Source organism: Xenococcus sp. PCC 7305, from assembly GCF_000332055.1.
Taxonomy (GTDB): domain Bacteria; phylum Cyanobacteriota; class Cyanobacteriia; order Cyanobacteriales; family Xenococcaceae; genus Xenococcus.
The window spans coordinates 1-13638 of sequence record NZ_ALVZ01000077.1; the positions used below are offsets into that span (position 1 = coordinate 1).

Genomic DNA, 13638 nt, shown 5'->3' on the forward strand with positions numbered 1-13638 from the left:
CTATATATCCTAAAAGCACTGTGAAACTAAGCGCTTTGACTTCCATAAATTAGCTCACTCTTGATTTCTGACTTTTTTCTATCTTGCTGCGCTACCGTAAGCCTAGTTCTGTATCCCCTGTTACTTTCGAATTTGGAATTGCTGCGAACATTGTCAGCTATTTGACGAAAACGTTCTTCGCTGCCTCTAACTTGTTGTAGTTCTTGTTCGAGTTGTTGATTTTTCTGTACTAGAACATCTATTTGTTCTATAAACTTATTTCTCTCGATGCGAGAAGTTTCTAACTCCTGATAAGACATTTGGGGACTTTATCTCAAGTTTTTTACGTACTTATAGTTCCCAGGTTAATCATCAAAATCAATATTTTTTAATTGTTAAGAAAACAAAATAAACTAAGTCTTCTGCCCTCTGCCCTCTGCCTTCTGACTTCAGACAATGACTTGTCCCCTAATTTGTTGTCCCCACCAGGGAGTATTAGAACTTAAAGAATGAATGTTTTGATGATTTACAGTCCAAACCTTCTCGGGATCAAATAAGGTAAATTCTGTACTATCGATCGCAAGATCACGGGGAGTTTGTTGTAAACAAAGTTGAGGCTTGGTGCTGAGAGCTTGCCATAATTGCAGGGCTGACCATTGACCCGTAGCCACGAACTTTTGCCACAAAATCGGTAATGCTAACTGTAATCCGATCGCGCCGCTGGGTGCTTCACTAAAAGCTACGGTTTTTTCTTCGTAGCTATATCCTTGATGATCAATCGCGATCGCATCAATAATTCCCGCTTGACAGCCTTCTTGCAATATTTGTAGATCGCTCGGGTTTCCCAAGGGCGGCTCTAACCGCAAATTTGGATCATAACTAGCGAGATCTGCGGTGCTAAATAATAAATGCATCCAAGTTGTACTAGCCGTTACTGGGACGCCCCTAGTTTTGGCTGCGGCAATGAGTTCAACACTTCTAGCGGTGGAAACTCTCATCAAATGAATTGGAGTGTTAATTGCGGTGACAAGCTCTAAAATAGCTGCGCTCGCTGAAGCTTCACTATAGCCGGGATTGCCAACCAACCCATAGCGGACAGAATTAATTCCTTCTCTTATCACCCCTTGAGCAGTTAATTCATTGGCGGAAACATCGATCGCCAAAGGCTTTTGTAGTGGTTGCAGATATTCCAAAACTTGTTTGAGAAACGGTAAATCAGTCAGGGAAAAGCGATCGCTAAACCCAATAGCCTGGGAACTCAGTTCAGCTAACTCTGCCATTTGTTTTTGCTCTCCTCCCGCAGAAATTGCCGACCACAAATGAACCCGAGGTAAGTTATCATTTGCCAGATACTGAATTTTTTGCTGTAGAGAAGTCAAAATCTGAGCATTGTCGATTCGCGGACTAGTATCGGGAAGCACGGCAATTTGAGTAAACCCGCCAGCAGCAGCACTGGCAACTAGAGTTTCTAGGGTTTCTCTGGTTTCGTTTCCTGGCTCTCCACTATGACTATAAAGATCTACTAATCCGGTACCAAGAACTAATTTTTGAGCATCGATTATTTCGGTATTTGTGGGGAAATCAGTAATATTTGAGCCGATAGAGGCAATTTTATGATTAATAATTAAAACATCAGTAAGGCGATCGCTTTGAGTCGTAGGATCTAACAGTCTTACTTGTCTTAGTAGTTGGGGGGATTTTCCGTTCATTCAATCTGGAAAAAATAGGATTTTCCGCTAGAGCATTTCAATCTGTTCCATCCAAATATATAGTAAGCTGTCCCCAAGAGGAATCCCTAATTTCCTAAATTGCGATCAATTGCTGAGTGGCGATCGCACTCTGACAATAAATCAAATTAATTTATTGCTGTGGTAGTGGAAACTCTAAAACGAAAGTTAAAGAATCAAGTTGAGCAATTTGCGCATCGTCATAAATTCCAATATTCAGGATAAAATCTATAGCCCATTGAGGGAGAAACCGTTATATTAATTACTGGTATTTATTAAATAAACTTTCATAAATCACAAAATAAAGAGGTTTTATGTTTAGCTTAAGTCATATATTAGGACTTGTTATTTGTTCTATCGGGGCTTTTGTCTTTGGCAGCTTTGTCGAATATTGGCTCCATAGATTGATGCATGTTTTTCCTAAGGTTTTTCCTACTCATCCCAGACATCATATTAATAACTCAGGACAGGGTTTTTTATGGGAGTTTCGCGACTATATATTGCTTAGCTCGGTCGTGATGTTTTCTCCTTTTTTGATTTCTCGGGAAATTGGCTTGAGTTGGTTGATTGGTTCTTTGGTCTATGCAGCTTTTGCTTCCTACGCTCATCAGTTGCAACATGATAATCCTAAGGCTTGCTTTTGGATGAGAATGCCTGTTCATTATGTTCATCACGAATATAATCAATGGCATCACAATTTTGGGCTAGGACTAGATTGGTGGGATTTTATTTTTGGTACGTACCAAGATGCTGATTGGGTGGAAGAGAAGGCTCAGGATGTAACTCAGAAAGGGCCTTTAGAATTAAAATGGTACTAATTTATTTTGCATAAATCCTACAGTTAGTGCTGTTTTGCAGAGTGAATAAGTAATAAGTATGGTTATTGTATTGCTTGAAACCTTTGCAATGACCATGCATAAACTTAGAGAATAATTGCTATTTCTAATTCTGATAGCATTTGCGATCTTCTAGTAGACATGGACGTAAATAAGCTATCTATTCACAAATAGCAGAAAGCTGATAGATAAATACTTATTACTTATTACTCAATACTCATTACTCAATACTTCCGCGCAGCGACACTAGTTCTTTGACTACCATTGCTAAAAATATATCAATTATTTTAGGGTTTCTGTAGAGAAACAATGGTTTTAAATTGATCAATCAGTTCAGGAATATTTGTTTGAATCACAGACCAAACAAGTTTAATATTAATCCCATCATAATTATGGACTAATTTATTACGCATTCCAATGATTTTCCTATAGGGAATTTCCGAGTGTTGTTTTTGAAATTCTGGGGAAATACGTCGCATTGCTTCACCTAAAACGGAAATTTCATAAAGAACTGCTGCTTGAGTTTTTAGATCATTGGCAAACATTTTTTCATCCATCTCAGCGGTGAATTCTAAAATCCGTTCGGCAAAAATTAGGGCATCTAGAATAAAAGCCTTATCTCTCTCCATAGATAACTTTTGCTGTTTCAAGAATATTTTGTCGTCTAATCCAATTTTGACTAGCTTCGATGCTTTTTTTCCAAATAAGATCTATTTTGCGTTTGACCATATTTTTTAACTCTTGTTCCATCTCATTTACTTCAGCTAATCCAATTTTGGCATCTGGAGAGAAAGTTACTAAAAAATCGAGATCACTATTAGGATTAAAATCGTCTCTTAGTACTGAACCGAAAAGCGCTAATTCTGTAATTTGCCATCTTTGGCAAAATTGAGTCACAGTCAGTAAAGAAACGCCAAGGCGCTGTTCAATCTGATTCTGGTTAATTACTGGTTTTAAACTTGACATAATTCATTAAGAAATAGTTCTGAGTCCAGATGATTAAGCGGTTTTCCATGTCATTGTAGCATTAACAAAAATTGATAGAGATCGCGCTCAAAATTGGCAACGATTTGCCCAATTGTTTTGATATCAACATTGTCTTTTTCGGATTTTGAGTAGATATCCAGTAAAACAATGCCTTTGGGTGTCTTAAGCCAATAAATAAAGCGATAACCACCACTCTTTCCTTTTTGAATATCACTGTTTTTAATACGCAGCTTATAAACAATGGATTTGAGGCCAGAGATCCTATCTCCTAGCGTCTCTCCCAATCTAAGTTTTTCCAAAATTCGCTCTAAGTCGGTTTGGATGTGGCGATATTTTTTAGCTAGAAATCTTGCCTTGCGTTGAAATTCGCGAGTGAATTTGATTTCAAGGGGGATAGGCTCAGACAATATCTGTCTCCTTCCATAGTTGGGACAATGGTAAAGTGTCATCTTCCATTGCTTGCTGCCAAGATCGCTTGAAGCTTTCTTCTGAAAAATTCTCGTCTAGCTGGGTTGACTGATTGTGAGTTTCTTCGGGTTCGGAAACCAAGATAATCACCTTTACTGTTGCAGGTTGTGGTGAGGTAGGTGATAGACGAAAATCCGGTAATTCAACTTGTCCGTCAGCAGTGACATTTGCAGTTAATTCGTAAGCTTTCATAGAAAGTTGGTCCTGAATGTGAACTCTATTCTATTCTGAAGTCAGTAGTCTGTTTTTTACTTTCTCATTACTATGGTCGCGATTCCAGAAAACATTCCCGAAGTAGCGATCGCAATTGTCCTAATTATAGTAAGCGATCGCAGAAGTAGAGAGTAAGAGTAAAATAGAAAACTAGTTCCTAGTTCAGGAAGAATAAGTTTAATGCGAACTATCCGATTACGTTCTCATGTGGATGTTGATGGCAGTTTACAACTTCAACTAAATGATTTACCAGCCGACCAAGATATAGAAATTGTGCTAGTTTACCAACCCGTAGCGACAAATACAGATAAACTGGCTATCTCTGAGGAGGAAGATCCTATCATTGGATTATTTTCTGGCTCGCCTAATCTTGCAGAACAATCAGAAGAAATCTTGCAGCAAGAAATTCAACAAAACTCTGGATGGACATGGAAACAGTCATAGCAGATACAGGATTTATTGTTGCTTTAACGAATATCTCAGACTCAAAACACAACCTAGCAAAAATGTTTATCTTAAGCAACAAAAGATTCTTATGCCTCAGACTGTATTGGCAGAAGTCGCTTATCTAGTTGGTCGAGAAGCAGGCATTAAAAACATCGCTGTGATGCTTTCATTCTTTTGCCATGAAGATAAAATTTAAAGTGATCGCAATCGCAATTCCAGCTTGATCAGCGATCACATATATTCATAATCGTAAGTTAAATTTTGTTTCCAATGTTTCACCAAAGCACAAAACAATCAGAGGACAGACAATGCGAAATTGGGGTTATCTCTATTGACTGTCTGTCCATTTTTTACTTTGAGATTAAATTAAAATTAGTTAATTAAGTTTGTAATACTGATCCAAGTTGATTTTGAGTTTCACCCCATTCCCCATGTTCATTGGTAAGAAAGATCCCCGAAATGCTAGTTGGAGATTTTAGTTCGTTGAGAACATGGCCTTGAGGAATACTGACTATGCGAAGAATATCTACTACATCACAAAAGGCATAGGTTCGGTCATATCCAACGGGATCAAAATAAAGCTTCTCTTCAGTTATAAATTGCTCCATAGTTTCATAAGAACTTGTCGTGCTATAACCCAGCTTGATATTTATCTCTGAATTGAATTTACTAAAGCTAAAACCTGCCGAAATTCCAACTTCGGTAGAAAAAGTTTTAGTTTCTGTCTCTGTTGTTCCAGTTATCTTTGTTTGTGTATAGTCAAATTCTATCCCTGCTCCTATGGTTCGTTGCTCTACAATTTGTAACTTTTGTAGTCTAACTAACATTGTTCTTTTACCAAGTTGAATCCTTGATATTTCGTATTCTATTTCAGGGTTATTCAGCAGTTCTGAGGGAATTCCAGTAGTCCAGTTCGGTACTGGTGGAGATGGTTTCTCATTTAAGTAATAGGCATGAATATGGTCTCCACCAGCGCCTTCATTTATATCAATATTCAATTTCCTGTAAGTTATTCCGTCATACTGTGGAATCTCCTGACTAGAGCCACCAGTACTTTGAATGACGATATCATAAACTGGAATTTCAGAACTACTTTTTTTGTAAAAAAGATATATATAGTCTCCGCCAGCTCCCGCATTAAGATCTACGTCAATCTTTTCGTATCCTGAAGGTGGCGTAAGATTTTCATCACCTAGCATTAATTGCGAAATATATGTACTATCATTTTCTCTCTTGTAACAGAGATATATGTATTTACCTCCAGCTTCTTCATTTAAATCGACAGGAACTTTAAGAAATCCAACTGGTGCTTCTATAGTACTGCTGTTTCCAGTTATCACTTCTAGGCTAACAATCGGGGACGTCATATATATTTTACCTCTTTCAAGATATTTGTTTAAACTCAGCGGCCATCATATCAAGCATATTTTTAAATGACAATAAATTTTCCCTATATTCATTACTAATGATACTTTTTATAATGTTTATTAATTTATAACGATTATTAAAGTCATGAGATAATTTTTTTTGTTTCTTGTTCCTTGTTCCCTGTTTCCTAAAGTTTAGATCTGCTGTAATTTACTAGTAGGAGAATTGTTACAGATTATTTTTCTTTAATTATGATCTTATATACTAATTAAGATAATAATTAAAACGATCGCGTAACTGACCAATGGCCAGATCCTGCGTCCAAAATTCTACTAAAGCATGACCAAAAGCCCAGGCATTGCGATCGGGACTCGCCTCATTTTCTAATAACAAACCCCAAAGAGATAACAGATCAAAATTCCCAATACTAGGTTCATCACTTAGCAAAGAAAACAATTCATAAGCCATTTGCAATTTACCGAGAAAAACCCCCGATTGTTCCACAGGAATTTGTTGCGCCAACAGATGAGCCAAAGCAGGATTACCCGTTGTCATGGTCGAGAGAAACTGTAAAATCGGACTTTTGGCTAAACTAATCACACCTTGGGTGATCGTAATTTGCCTGGTGTAACGATCAATGATTTGCGCCGCCGCAACAATGCGAGATTCGCGATCGCGAAGGAACCGAGCAAGTTTCAATTGCTTCGCCGGGTCAACCGCCTCAATTAATGCCAAAGATAAGATATCTAGCCCCCAAGGATCGCGCTCTAGTTGAGAATCACTATTGACTATAGGCAAAACTAGATCGCAATAATCACTAAAAATTTCTTGCCTATAAGCGATCGCATCTCGCATAGATCTTTCCTTTGCCCTGTCTCCCATTTGCCAATCATAGGGAGGATTCCATTCGCGAATCGGACGCAACTTATCCATTTGAGTGACAATCACAATTGCTTTGCGCTCAGGATTAGCTTCTTGAATTGTTTGCAGAAAATCGAGATCCATTTGCAAAGCAGGATCGAGCACAGGATTAACTAGCAATAGCAAATCCGCATTAATCCCATAATCTAAAACCAACTCCTTGAAATCCGTGCGATCGACTTGTTCATAACCTGGAGTATCCCAAAGTGTTATTCCTGCTGAGTCTTCACTCTGCCACTGATAGCTTTGAATGCGATCGGTACTAGGTAAAACCGCAACCTCGGCAATATCAGTTTTAAACAGACTATTTATCAGACTGCTTTTGCCTGCTCCAGTACGCCCAATTAACAAAATATTAATCGGTTGTTCGACAATTGCCTCACTACTATCTACCTGCTCAATAATGTCTCGTACAGTTTGGGTTTTCTCCAGCACAGGAGTTGTTTCATTAACAAAAGCTGGGGGCAAACTTGTGCCACTATAAAGTGAGATCGCCTGGCGACAAAGATTTCTAAGAGCTGCTTCGCGGAATAACTGATTGAAATTCACCAGCAGTTGTTGATTGACCTGAGAATTAATACCTTTACTAGCTTGTTTGGCGATCGCAGCTACAGGATTGAAAACCCATTGTGCCCAATTAAAGACCTTTCTAATTTTTTGTGCTGAGGGTTCTAGTTGACGATAAACTTCATAAGCCTCATAAGCCTGACCAATCGTGGCCTTATTTAATACCGGAGATAGTTCATTAATCCAACGATCCATATCGTCTACAGTGCCACGAATCAAACCATAGGCTTGGGGAATATAGATATTCAAGAGCGGCCGTTTCACTTCGGGATGATAGATAGCTGCGATCGCAACAACTAATTCCTGGCATCGGGACAGAAACAATTGCCAATCCTGCCAAATAATCGGATCATCCTGAGATTCCTGGAGAATATTGGCCAGAGCAGATTCTATTTGATTCCCAATCACTTCATCAGAAGCGGCAATCTCCTCGTCAGCGGCAATCTCTGAGGTGATCTTTTGCACTGCTGATTCTAAATCTGTATTTGCTGAGGCTGTCCATTTCACCAATAGCCAACGCCAACCCACAAAGAGCAGGATAAAGATCCCCCAAATCCAATTAAGTCCCCATCGATGAATTTGATAACCCGCAGCTATCAGCAAAAAGGTAACAGGTAAGATAACAGGAATTGCTAAGGCTAGCCACTGCCAGGATTTTAGACGAATCATGGTGGAATTCTCGAAAAATACGACACATTAGGGTTTTACGAAGATTATGAGGCTGCCCGCAGGACATCGAGGTTTAAAGCCTGGGGCTCTCCCATCCATGAAGCATAATCAGTATGGTCTAGTAAATCATCTCCTGTGAGAGTGTGAATCAAAATCGTCAGACCATTTCTATTAAGAGCTAGCCAAGAGAGCAACTCTGCATATTCACCGCGATCGAAAGCAAGCTGACAACTCCAACAAGGATGAGGGCCCACAGGTTTACGATGCATCCGACCAACGGTGACCCCAAATCTTTTGCCTGCTTCTTCGCAAAGGGTTTGAGCCAACTCAAAAGTTGATTCCTCAAAATAAACATGGGCATGATAACCCTTGATTAAACTGATATCTTGAAAATTCATAATTAACTGTGCCTAATTTGAAAACCATAGTTTTCGATTGTTTGGGGAAAGGGAAAATCCCTTACTATATCTAACGAATTAGCGATGAGATGTTCCACTATATTAGGAAAGATCATTCATGCAAGGAAACAAAACAACCGTGTTCACGATTTCTCAAGAGCAAAAACAATATTCTACCTATCTTTTGACTGACACAACAGCAAACACCCAGATCGAAGTTGTCCCAGAAAGAGGCGGTATTATTACTCATTGGCGCAAAGCAGAGCAGGAAATCCTCTATTTGGATGAAGCCAGATATGCCGATCCGACTAAAACTATTCGTGGAGGCGTCCCTATCCTCTTTCCTATTTGCGGTAATTTGCCAGATGACACTTACTCCTATCAGGGCAATGAATACAAGTTGCCACAACATGGTTTTGCTCGTAATCTGCCTTGGGATGTAATTGCAACCAGCACCGATGACTGTGCCAGTATTACTTTGAGTCTAAAGAGTGATGAGTCAACTTTGGCAGTGTATCCTTTTGCCTGTGAAATTGTCTTTACTTATCAATTGCGGGGTAATAGTCTCACAATATTGCAGGCTTACACCAATAACTCCGATTCTGACATGCCTTTTTCTGCTGGCTTTCATCCCTATTTCACCGTGGGAGAGAAACAGCAACTAGAACTGGACATTCCTGAGACAAAATATTTTAGTAATGTCACGAAAACTATGATGGATTTTTCTGGCAGTTTTGATTTTGACTTAGATGAAATTGATGCGGCTTTTGTCCCTATGAGAAAAAATTCTAGTAGTTTTAGCGATCGCGATCGCAAAATTACCCTTGAATATCCCGATTTTTTCTCTACCATAGTTTTTTGGACAGTTAAAGGTAAGGACTTTATTTGCCTTGAACCTTGGAGCGCCCCCCGAAATGCGATTAATACAGGAGAAAAACTTATTTACATCAAACCCGGAACTACTTACAATTCAACCTTGACCATGAATTGCGAAACAATTTAATCTTTTTGCTTGTACTTCGTTAAAGGCTATGTTAAATTGGTTAACTGTGCGAGCAAGATGATTTTTGTTCCGGGTCGCTAACTCAGTTGGTAGAGTATCCGGCTTTTAACCGGCTTGTCCTGGGTTCGAGTCCCAGGCGACCCATTTTTTTATTGACTTTCGGGGCAACTTTAATTTTTAAAGTCATTGTTTTTGAGCCTGGAAAATCTGCTTGGCAGTCAAGTTGAGTTCAGGGAAAGTTGTCGATTTAATTAGATCTTCACCTGTGAATTGTTGCGCTTGATACTCTCCATCCACAAGGTTATAAATGGAAAGAGTTGGTTGTTTTGGCTGTCCAATAAAACGGACTCCTCCTATCCCTAAATAATCAACAATCCAATATTCACAAATACCTATCTTCTCGTAATCAATTAGCTTATAGCCGTAATCATCACGCCAATTGGTGCTTACTACTTCAACAACTAAAGGAATTGATGCTCCATTAATGAGGGTTGATTTTTTTGCCCAAAACGGCTCAGATACCAGATATTGACGATCTACAATTAATAAATCTGGATTGTAGCCAGTTTCTTTATCCTTTAGTTTGACTAATGCTTTGGGAGGAATACGATAAGGCAAATTCATCCTTGTGTATTCTAAGGTTAATTCTTGAGTGAGAAATCCAGCAATATCTTCATGTTTACCTGTAGGCTGCATTTCGATGATTATTCCTTCATGTAATTCATAGCGTCTATCTTCTGGTAGCCATTCAATAAATTCATCAAAGGTTATTAATTTTGATAATGATTGAAGCATGGAAAACCTCACTTGTGACTAATCTTCTAACTCAAAATCTACTCTTTCATACAAATCTGAAAACGGAATCACAAAATTAACTGACACCAAGTTTAAAACTGCTTCTTCCCCTTCATAATCATTAAAAGCCCATTGTCCATTCTCTTGCTTAAAATATTGAGCTATATAAAATCGATATTGATCTATTAGAATATATTCTTGAAATTCAGGTATAGAACGGTAATATCTAAATTTGTCGGTGTAATCGTAATTTCTTGTTGATTTAGAAAGGACTTCGAAAATGATTAACGGATTGGTTACGTTTACTGTGCCTGTTCCTTCATAGATTGGTTTCCCTTTAATTACCATCACGTCAGGATAGGTGTAAACGCGATATTGCTCTGTCCACAAGCGGACGTCGTTAATGTAGATATAATAATCTTGATTTTCAATTGTCAGAGGAAATTTGCGACAGAAATTGAGAGCAATTTGATTATGATTTGTCGTCCCTCCCGTCATGGGAATAATTTCTCCATCTCGATATTCATGTCTGTCTACCGCGCTCTCTTCTAATGTCAAGTATTCTTGAGGAGTGTAATATTTTTTTTCCGTTTGAATGACCATTTTAATTTCCTATTGAATGCACAATCGTGTCTTTGAGAGCTCCAGACAATTTATATTCTGCTATTGCTCAATATCAGGAATTCTTGGTGCAACTTGAGCAATCTTCTACTGCACCTCAACCCCAAGAAATTTTTCAGGTTTTACGATCTAGAGATCTAGTTCAAGCTCAGCTTAGCAAAGGTAAGCCGTCTCCTGATTCTCTTTTGTTAAGGCTCATAGAGTTGGATCAGCGTTTACAGAAACAAGAATCAAAGATTACTTATTTAACAGAATATCCCAACTGGCGAAAGAGTCTCAATCCGACCGATGCCTCTTGGTGGTGGTATTTTTCTCCTCCTAAACGATCAACAAAATTAGATTGGTTATGGAATGGTTTGTCCTTAGTATTCCTGACAATCTCGGTTAGTTTAATTGTGGATGGCATTCCTCGATTTCTCAGTGGAGGTCTAGATATAGCTAGTGTCTTGGCGATTATTATTCCTAGTTTACTTACACTTCTAACTAGTGGAGCTTTAACTCCTATTGGAAGAGAAGCAAGAAAATATTTGTTTCAAAAGTTAGATCAGTCTCGTTGGTCTTTGATAAGTCTTGTACTATCTTTTTTATTGGCCTTAAGTTTAATCATTATTCATCAATTCTTCTTTGATAATTTTGCTGTTTATTTTCAGAATCAAGGTCTCAATTTTTATAAACAAGGACAACTAGAGCAAGCTTTATCAAATTATCAGAAAGCTGTTGCCTTAGATCCTAATGATGAGCGATCGCATTATTACCTGGGGATAGTTTATGAGGATCTTCAGCAGTTCGACAAAGCAACGACGGAATATCAAATAGCTGTCAAACAAGATAATTCATTAACTAAACTTGAAGCTTATAATAACTGGGGACATCTTTTGATTCTGCAACAAGAATATACTCAAGCGATCGCACCTCTGATCGAGGGGAAAAATTCTCTAGATGAGTCACAGGTCAAAACTAGTGAGGAATTCCAGAAGGTTAAGTATGCTTTACTGAAAAATTTAGGTTGGGCACAATTGGAGTTGAAAAATTATTCTGAGGCTAAATCTTTATTGCAAGATGCGATCGCACTAAATTCAACTCAAGCTCCTGCTTATTGTTTGCTCGCACAAGTTTTGGAAGCTCAAAAAGAGGAAGCTTTAACTGCCTGGAATTCTTGCATTGCTTATGCGGATTCGGGAAAACCTGATGAATATCTATGGTTAAGTATTGCTCGTGAGAAACTTAAATAATGAAAGCAAGCGAAGCTACAGTGTACTCTTAAGCCCCCCAGCCCCCAAATTTGGGGGAGAAAGATGTATTTAAGTCCCCCAGGATTGGGGGATTTAGGGGGCAAGATTAGCTCTAAAATAAAGACGATAAATAAAAAATAACTCATGTGTAAACGGTAGCGGGAGCAGGGAAACAAGAAAAAGACTTATTCTTACAATTGAAAATTCAGTTTGCTATTAAATGTTACTCAAACTATTGATTCGCTCTTTGATTTTAGCTATTGGTTTAACTCTTTTGCCTACAGTTGCTCAAGCGGGAAAGAATCGTATTGTTGAGCTGAAGGGAGAAGCCCAGATCCAACTTGCAGGAACCACTAAGTTTCAACCTGCTTCTATAGGAATGACTATGGTTTTAGGAGATATTCTCTTGCCGAATGAGGGGACAGTCGCGATCGTCAATTGTAGTGATGGCAAATTAGGCAGAGCACAAGCAGGAGTGCGATCGGGTTTAAAGGCGATCTGTCCGAGTGCCAAGTCAACTGATCCCCGGGCTGGAGATAATATTTTCCTGGATTTGCTGCGGGGAGAGTTTACCTATCAGACTTTGTTGTTGTCGGAAAATCCTTTGTTAACTTGGCCGTCTGTTTCGGGAGTAGAAAGTTATCTGGTGAAGGTAAAGGCAGGGGAGCAAGTGATTTGGGAGGAAATAGAAGAGGGAACAAGTGTTGAATATAAAGGTGAACCATTGGTTCCTAAATTTTTCTACGATTTGGTAGTGGAAGCGGTTACGGAAGATGAGCCCGCAGTTTATCAAATAAAAATGAGGTTAGTTCATTCAGTTACAGCAGAATTTGTCCAGAAACAAGTAGCAGCTATTGAAAATGAGTCGGTATCGGAAGAGGTTCGGGCTTTGATGTTGGTTGATTTGTATTTGGGGGAGCAGGAATCGGTAACATCGGGTTTTCTTTGGGCTGCTGCGCGATCGCTGGAAAATTTGGTGCAAGCTGGGAATCAAACGACTGTGGTTCATCGTTTACTGGGAGATATTTATCTGCGGTTGGGATGGCAACAGGAAGCTAAGAAATTTTATCAGAGGGTGATTTTATTGGCTGAAGCGGAAAATAATCTTTCGGAAATAGCAGCGGCACAAGTGGGATTGGCTCATTTGGCAGTTAGTGAGGGAAATTTCTCGGAAGCGGCAGGATTATTGGAAAAGGCTCAGGAAGTTTATGAGTTGATGGAAAATAGTCAGCAATTTGATTTAATTCAGGGGTGGTTAGTTGAGTTAGAAAAGAAATCGAAAAAATAAATAGACCTCTTGCATAATTAATTGAGGGTATTTCTATAAACCCCTAATCATAATGTATATAGCGATTGGTCAAAATCGCTGAAACAACCAAAACTCGTATTTTTGCAAGAGGTCTAATA

16 protein-coding genes and 1 tRNA gene are annotated in these 13638 nt (G+C 38.7%); 6 read left to right on the top strand and 11 right to left on the bottom strand.

What is annotated here, in order from left to right; translation table 11 throughout:
- Window positions 1-26: 26 nt before the first annotated feature.
- Together XEN7305_RS28850 and XEN7305_RS02520 are read right to left on the bottom strand one after the other, a co-directional pair.
- A complete protein-coding gene (locus tag XEN7305_RS28850; protein WP_006507761.1) occupies window positions 27-299 on the bottom strand; it encodes a hypothetical protein in 273 nt (90 codons plus the stop codon).
- A 129-nt stretch (window positions 300-428) separates the two neighbouring features.
- Complete coding sequence (locus tag XEN7305_RS02520; RefSeq protein ID WP_006507762.1) at window positions 429-1688, bottom strand: dihydroorotase; 1260 nt, start codon at window positions 1686-1688, stop codon at window positions 429-431.
- Window positions 1689-2020: 332 nt separating this feature from the next.
- Between XEN7305_RS02520 and XEN7305_RS02525 the strand changes: the two genes are divergently transcribed.
- On the top strand, window positions 2021-2524 hold the full coding sequence (locus tag XEN7305_RS02525) for a sterol desaturase family protein (RefSeq protein ID WP_006507763.1): 504 nt from the start codon (window positions 2021-2023) through the stop codon (window positions 2522-2524).
- A gap of 305 nt (window positions 2525-2829) precedes the next feature.
- Here the strand turns inward: XEN7305_RS02525 and XEN7305_RS02530 are convergent, their stop codons facing one another.
- The 4 genes from XEN7305_RS02530 to XEN7305_RS02545 are packed head-to-tail and all read right to left on the bottom strand — an operon-like array spanning window position 2830 to window position 4189.
- Complete coding sequence (locus tag XEN7305_RS02530) at window positions 2830-3171, bottom strand: DUF86 domain-containing protein (protein ID WP_006507764.1); 342 nt, start codon at window positions 3169-3171, stop codon at window positions 2830-2832.
- Complete coding sequence (locus XEN7305_RS02535) at window positions 3158-3508, bottom strand: nucleotidyltransferase family protein (RefSeq protein ID WP_006507765.1); 351 nt, start codon at window positions 3506-3508, stop codon at window positions 3158-3160. The genes XEN7305_RS02530 and XEN7305_RS02535 overlap by 14 nt, the downstream gene beginning before the upstream one ends.
- A gap of 50 nt (window positions 3509-3558) precedes the next feature.
- A complete protein-coding gene (locus tag XEN7305_RS02540; RefSeq protein ID WP_006507766.1) occupies window positions 3559-3936 on the bottom strand; it encodes a hypothetical protein in 378 nt (125 codons plus the stop codon).
- Window positions 3929-4189, bottom strand: a complete 261-nt coding sequence (locus XEN7305_RS02545; protein WP_006507767.1) for a hypothetical protein — start codon at window positions 4187-4189, stop codon at window positions 3929-3931. The genes XEN7305_RS02540 and XEN7305_RS02545 overlap by 8 nt, the downstream gene beginning before the upstream one ends.
- Before the next feature lie 201 nt (window positions 4190-4390).
- Between XEN7305_RS02545 and XEN7305_RS02550 the strand changes: the two genes are divergently transcribed.
- Window positions 4391-4654, top strand: coding sequence for a hypothetical protein (locus XEN7305_RS02550; RefSeq protein ID WP_006507768.1), 264 nt, complete (start codon window positions 4391-4393; stop codon window positions 4652-4654).
- 383 nt (window positions 4655-5037) lie between these two features.
- On the opposite strand, the gene XEN7305_RS02560 is transcribed toward XEN7305_RS02550, so the two are convergent.
- From XEN7305_RS02560 to XEN7305_RS02570, 3 genes are all read right to left on the bottom strand, one after another.
- On the bottom strand, window positions 5038-6024 hold the full coding sequence (locus XEN7305_RS02560; protein WP_006507770.1) for a hypothetical protein: 987 nt from the start codon (window positions 6022-6024) through the stop codon (window positions 5038-5040).
- Between the two features lie 265 nt (window positions 6025-6289).
- On the bottom strand, window positions 6290-8182 hold the full coding sequence (locus XEN7305_RS02565; RefSeq protein ID WP_006507771.1) for a GTPase family protein: 1893 nt from the start codon (window positions 8180-8182) through the stop codon (window positions 6290-6292).
- A 44-nt stretch (window positions 8183-8226) separates the two neighbouring features.
- Window positions 8227-8580 (bottom strand): DOPA 4,5-dioxygenase family protein, encoded by a 354-nt coding sequence (locus XEN7305_RS02570; RefSeq protein WP_006507772.1) that lies wholly within the window; start codon window positions 8578-8580, stop codon window positions 8227-8229.
- A gap of 118 nt (window positions 8581-8698) precedes the next feature.
- Here XEN7305_RS02570 and XEN7305_RS02575 point away from each other — a divergent pair, with 118 nt between their 5' ends.
- Window positions 8699-9583: a galactose mutarotase-like enzyme gene (locus XEN7305_RS02575; protein WP_006507773.1), complete on the top strand. Its 885-nt coding sequence runs from the start codon at window positions 8699-8701 to the stop codon at window positions 9581-9583.
- 71 nt (window positions 9584-9654) lie between these two features.
- Window positions 9655-9727: transfer RNA gene (locus XEN7305_RS02580), tRNA-Lys, on the top strand.
- A gap of 39 nt (window positions 9728-9766) precedes the next feature.
- Here the strand turns inward: XEN7305_RS02580 and XEN7305_RS02585 are convergent.
- The gene (locus tag XEN7305_RS02585; protein WP_006507774.1) at window positions 9767-10378 is read right to left on the bottom strand and encodes a Uma2 family endonuclease; all 612 of its coding nucleotides are present in this window, start codon (window positions 10376-10378) and stop codon (window positions 9767-9769) included.
- An 18-nt stretch (window positions 10379-10396) separates the two neighbouring features.
- The gene (locus tag XEN7305_RS02590) at window positions 10397-10981 is read right to left on the bottom strand and encodes a Uma2 family endonuclease (protein WP_006507775.1); all 585 of its coding nucleotides are present in this window, start codon (window positions 10979-10981) and stop codon (window positions 10397-10399) included.
- A gap of 26 nt (window positions 10982-11007) precedes the next feature.
- Between XEN7305_RS02590 and XEN7305_RS02595 the strand changes: the two genes are divergently transcribed.
- Both XEN7305_RS02595 and XEN7305_RS02600 read left to right on the top strand, forming a co-directional pair.
- Window positions 11008-12231 carry a tetratricopeptide repeat protein gene (locus tag XEN7305_RS02595; protein WP_006507776.1) on the top strand — a complete coding sequence of 408 codons (1224 nt, stop codon included), beginning with the start codon at window positions 11008-11010 and terminating at the stop codon, window positions 12229-12231.
- A gap of 220 nt (window positions 12232-12451) precedes the next feature.
- Window positions 12452-13519, top strand: a complete 1068-nt coding sequence (locus XEN7305_RS02600; protein WP_006507777.1) for a lipopolysaccharide assembly protein LapB — start codon at window positions 12452-12454, stop codon at window positions 13517-13519.
- The last annotated feature ends 119 nt before the right edge of the window (window positions 13520-13638 follow it).